Here is a 5,139-nt window from a genome sequence, read left to right as displayed (position 1 = left end):
AATTAAAGATGGCAAGATTGTAAAAGTAGGGAAAATCAAAGAACGCGGCGAAATAGAAATAAACGCAAAAAACCTAATAGCAACCCCAGGATTCATAGACATACACAACCACAGCGATGTTGCAATTTTAGCGAACCCCTCTGCTCTTAACTATATTATGCAGGGAGTTACAACAATCGTAACTGGAAATTGCGGATTAAGTGCTGCCCCGTTGTCTGAAGATTCAGAAGAGGTAATAGACATAATACTCTCCCACTACAAAGGAGAAGTTAAGGTTACGTGGAAAAGCTTTAAAGAATATGTTAAAACATTAGATAAAACAAAAAAAGCAATCAACATTGCACCACTAGTCGGACATAACACTGTAAGGGCATATGTTCTAGGAATTGGTGATAATAAACCTACATCAAATGATTTAAACGAAATGAAAGAACTCGTTAGAAAAGCTATGGAAGCAGGGGCATTTGGAATGAGTACAGGCTTAATTTATGATCCAGGAGTATTTGCAAACACTGAAGAAATAATAGAGCTTGCAAAAGTTGTTTCGGAATATGGAGGAATTTACGCATCCCACATAAGAAATGAGTCAGATCTTTTGATAGAAGCAACTTTGGAGGCAATAAAAGTAGGAAAAGAAGCGAATGTCAGAGTTGAAATTTCTCATCACAAAGCATCCGGAAGAAGAAACTGGGGACTTGTGAAGACGACTCTTGCGTTGATGGAGTACTATAGACGCTTTGGTGTGGAGGTTACATGTGACGTTTATCCATACACCTTTGCCTCCACAGGTTTGTTCTACTTATTCCCTCCTTGGACTAGGGAAAGAGGATTAAACGAGTTTTTGGAATTGCTTCAAAAGGAAGAAGTTAGAAAAAGGCTTAGAACAGAACTCGCAAGGCCAAGCACAACTTGGGAGAATATTCTTCTTGATGCAGGTTTTGAAGAAACAATAATAGCGTATTCAGAGAAATTTAAAGAATACGAAGGGGACTCCCTATTGGAAGTTTCGCAAACTATGAACAAAGACCCATATGAGATCATGTTTGACCTAATACAGGAAGATCCGGAAATAAGTGTAATTGTAGGTGGAATGAGCGAAGAAGATGTTAAGTTCGTGATTTCACACAGGCTTTCAATGATTGGTAGTGATGGAAGCATTCAAAAGTTCGGGAAAGGCCATCCTCACCCAAGGTCATATGGGACCTTTCCACGAGTCATTGCAAAATACGTAAGAGAGGAGAAAATATTGCCGCTGGAGGTTGCAATCAAGAAGATGACTTACATGCCAGCATGGAAGCTTGGTCTCAAGGATAGAGGCCTGATAAAGGAGGGATTTGTAGCAGATATTGTGTTATTTGACTTTTGGACAGTCAAAGATACATCAACGTTTACGAATCCTCACGCCTATTCTGAGGGGATTAAATATGTAATGGTGAATGGGGAGTTTGTAGTAAAAGATGGGATATGTACTGGAAATACGCCTGGAATAGCTCTTAAGAGAACCTGAGGGTTGGAGGGGATACGAGATGGAGGAAAAACTTATGCAGTTTGAGAAGTTCGTTGTGGAAAAAATGTCTGAAAGCAGAATGCCCGGAATAAGTGTTGCCTTGATAAAAGATGGCGAAGTAGTTTACTCTCGGGGGTTCGGGTTTAGAGACTTAGAGAGTGGTCTTCCCACAACGTCGAGAACCGTTTACGGAATTGGTTCGATAACAAAGAGCTTCACAGCGCTGGCAATAATGCAACTTGTGGAAAAAGGATTAATAAGTTTAGATGATCCAGTAGAAAAGTACATTCCAATGAAACTTAGACCCTTTGGAGAGCCTGTAAGGATACACCACTTATTAACTCACTCTTCGGGTATTCCTTCACTTGGTTATGCAGAAGCGTTCATTGATGGAGTATTAAATGTTGGTCATAGTTGGCTCCCTGTAGCAACTCCAGAAGATATAATTGCATTTGCTCAGGATGCAGAAAAATGGGCTTTTACAAAACCTGGCGAGAGGTTCTTCTATTCGAATACTGGGTATGTAATGCTTGGCAAGATAATTTCAGAAGTCTCTGGAATGTTGTATGAAGAGTACGTTAAAGAGAACATCTTAAAACCACTCGAGATGGATCACTCATACTTCTTTAAAAAAGAGGTCGACAAAGAGTTTGACGTTGCTACTGGCTACGTACTAGACCCACAAAAAGAAGCACACATCCCGAAAAGTTTTCCTTATGGGATAACTGCGGATGGGGGATTGCTAAGCAATGTTCTTGACCTTGCAAAGTATTTGACGATGTACATAAACCGGGGAGAGTACAAAGGTGTTAAGATTATTGAAAAAGAGTCTATAGAAACCATGGAAACTCCACACATAAGAGTACCATGGGAGATTTTTGGTGAGGAAAGCTATGGATATGGGCTGATAATCCACCCCGACTTCGTAGGAGAACGCCTGATCCAACATAGTGGGTCAGTTCTAATATACACGGGTTTTATTGGTTATATTTCAGAAAAGAAGCTTGGTGTTGCAGTTTTGGCTAATTCCTCTGGGTATTCATTGTCAAGTATTGGGATGTATGGTTTAGCCTTAATGCTTGGTAAAGACCCCGAAAGGGAACTTCCATTCATCAGAAGAGAAAGAATCCTTAAAAAGTTGGAAGGAACATACAAAGGCTACAAAGGAACCATAAAGTTCAATGTTAAGAGTCATGGTGGATTCTTGTTCCTCGAAATGACAAGCAGACTTATGAATTATACAATTCATCTAGTGCCAGAGAAAGTCGAGGATAATACCGTGGTGTGTTCAACGCTCTCAAATGGCAGGAAGATGAGTGCAGAGTTTTACATCAAAGACAATAAAATAGAACTTATATATGAACGTCACAAGCTAGTAAAAGAATGATGATAGAATCACCAATTGCAATATTTCCGCCCTAAAAGCAGTTTATTGATGGCTTTTTATTATATTTTTGATATCTCTGTGACCAAATTTTTGAAGTTTTAGGTATAATTTTTAGTTTGGGGCTGTTCCTCTTTAGTTAAGACAAATTGTCTTTAAGTATTAGGCAGAGTGAGAATATGCTATCAAGTGAAAGCCATGTTGACAAGTTCAAAAAAATTTCGTTATAAAAATTCCGGGTTTTCATAACTTTTTATTTGATAGTAACTTCTGGTTACTAAAGACTTCCAAAACGATTAAAAAGCTTTAAAATTCAAGAAAAGGCTTTAAAAAATAGAAAAACAAAAACAAACCCCTAAAAACTAGTACCAAAAAAGCTTCGGCTTTATTCTGTTTTATGAATCTTCTTTTCAAAAGTCACAAAGTCTGTCCATGCGGCATGAGCTAGAAAATTGGCCGTCATCACGTCAGGTCGTCCTCTCGGAAAAGCTTCTCTTTTGTAACTGCTTCCGACTATTTCTCCCACGAACCAGGTATGATCCCCGTAATCTCTTGCATCAACTACTTTACACTCTATGTTTGCTAATGCCTCCTTTATGCTTGGTGTGCTTATCTTTTTCGAAGGTACTAATGTTATGTCCATTTCCTTAATTTTTGATGGACCACTTTTTGTCCCTGCAATCCACACATCTTTGAGCATTTCTAAACTTGGAACACTAATCACGAACTCTTGATATTTAGAAATTAACTTGTGAGTGTATCTTTTCGGGGAAATTGCAACACCAAGTAAAGTTGGTTTGTGGGAAAGCACTGTTACCCAATCAGCTGCCATTACATTCGTTTCCTCACCTTGACCTGAGACTATTAAATAAGTTCTCATTGGATAGATAAGGTGGTACATTGCTTTCACCTCTCAATTAGGATTTCTCTTGATTAATAAAACCTTTTCTCATACTAAGCCATTTTAGTGCCCTGACAGCTCTTTCAGGTGTTAAAAAGTTTTTAAAGCCATGTCTGTCTAAAAGTTTGATTCCCTCTTTTACGAGGTCCCCAGCCATGAAGTTCACTATAACCGGTTTGTCGCACTTTGCATCTATTATTGCCTTTGCGATTTCTTCACTGGGGATAAATATCGGTGGAACACAGATCACAAGGATACTATCCACATTATCATCTTCACAGATGATTTCTATGGTTTTCTTGTATCTTTCATAATCAGCATCCGCTATTAAATCAACGGGATTTTTAACGGAGCATTGGGGGGGTAAAAATTCCCTAAGTGCATTTATCGTTTTCTCACTCAGCTTTGCTATCTCTAGGTCCAATTTTTCAGCTTTATCCGTGGCAAGGACTCCTGGTCCTCCGGAGTTTGTTATTATAGCAATCCTTTTGCCTCCATTTTTGTACATCTCAAAGGTTTTTGCTGCATCGAATAGCTCTTCCATCTCCTCGACTTCTATTGCGTTGAACTGGTGAAAAGCAGCTCTATAGATTTCATAACTGCCTGCGAGACTTCCGGTGTGGCTCTGAGCTGCTTTACTTCCACTCTTGCTTTTTCCGGCCTTTAGGATTATGACCGGTTTTTTGCTTGTTGCGTATTTTAAAGCCTCTATAAACTTTCTTCCGTCTTTTACTCCTTCTATATACAGGGCGATGACTTTTGTATTTTTGTCATCTGCAAAATATCTCAAAAAGTCGCTCTCTGTTAAGTCTGCTGCATTGCCATATGAAACAAACGCAGAAAAACCGATTCCTTCTTCATTTCCCATAGCCAAAGCAGCCCCGCCAAAGGCCCCACTTTGTGATACTAAGGCAAGGCCTCCCTTTTTAACCCGCACTTCGAAAGAGCCGAAGAAATTGGCATGAACTCCAAAGATTCCTGCACAGTTGGGCCCGATAATTCTAACCCCTTTCTCTTTAGCTTTTTCAATTAGTTCATTTTCAAGAGCTATATTGCCTACTTCGCTGAAGCCAGCACTTATTACAACGGCACCCTTTATTTTATCACCAATTTCATCAATTAATGAGGGTACAAGTTTAGCAGGAATTGCGATTATAGCAATATCAACATTCTTTTCAAGTTTTTTCTCAACCTTAAGTCTTATATTGGCAACTTCTACCTCTCCCCCTTTCGGGTTTATGGGTATAACACCCTAGTTCCCATTAGATCGTTAGAGTTATAAGCACTTAAGTCTTTTGATTGATTGGTGGTTGTATTGAGCTTTCAGAGGAAAATCCTGATCATAAA

Annotated in this window: 3 protein-coding genes and 1 pseudogene; 2 read left to right on the top strand and 2 right to left on the bottom strand. The window is 39.0% G+C overall.

What is annotated here, in order from left to right; genetic code table 11:
• A partial coding sequence (locus PWP39_RS09715) for an N-acyl-D-amino-acid deacylase family protein (protein ID WP_288073589.1) occupies window positions 1-1,507 on the top strand: 1,507 nt, incomplete at its 5' end.
• Between the two features lie 19 nt (window positions 1,508-1,526).
• The gene (locus PWP39_RS09710) at window positions 1,527-2,894 is read left to right on the top strand and encodes a serine hydrolase domain-containing protein (protein WP_288073588.1); all 1,368 of its coding nucleotides are present in this window, start codon (window positions 1,527-1,529) and stop codon (window positions 2,892-2,894) included.
• Between the two features lie 382 nt (window positions 2,895-3,276).
• Here PWP39_RS09710 and PWP39_RS09705 read toward each other — a convergent pair whose 3' ends face one another.
• Both PWP39_RS09705 and PWP39_RS09700 read right to left on the bottom strand, forming a co-directional pair.
• On the bottom strand, window positions 3,277-3,792 hold the full coding sequence (locus tag PWP39_RS09705) for a flavin reductase family protein (RefSeq protein ID WP_288073587.1): 516 nt from the start codon (window positions 3,790-3,792) through the stop codon (window positions 3,277-3,279).
• 16 nt (window positions 3,793-3,808) lie between these two features.
• Window positions 3,809-5,041: pseudogene (locus PWP39_RS09700) on the bottom strand (acetate--CoA ligase family protein); the annotation flags it as partial.
• Window positions 5,042-5,139 lie beyond the last annotated feature (98 nt).

The sequence above is a fragment of the Pyrococcus sp. genome (genome assembly GCF_030153625.1).
Taxonomy (GTDB): Archaea; Methanobacteriota_B; Thermococci; order Thermococcales; family Thermococcaceae; genus Pyrococcus; species Pyrococcus furiosus.
This window is presented reverse-complemented; position numbering and strand designations above follow the sequence as displayed.

Coding starts and splice junctions, on each gene's coding strand:
- PWP39_RS09710 (WP_288073588.1), top strand. CDS start 1,527: ATGGAGGAAAAACTTATGCAGTTTGAGAAGTTCGTTGTGGAAAAAATG.
- PWP39_RS09705 (WP_288073587.1), bottom strand. CDS start 3,792: ATGTACCACCTTATCTATCCAATGAGAACTTATTTAATAGTCTCAGGT.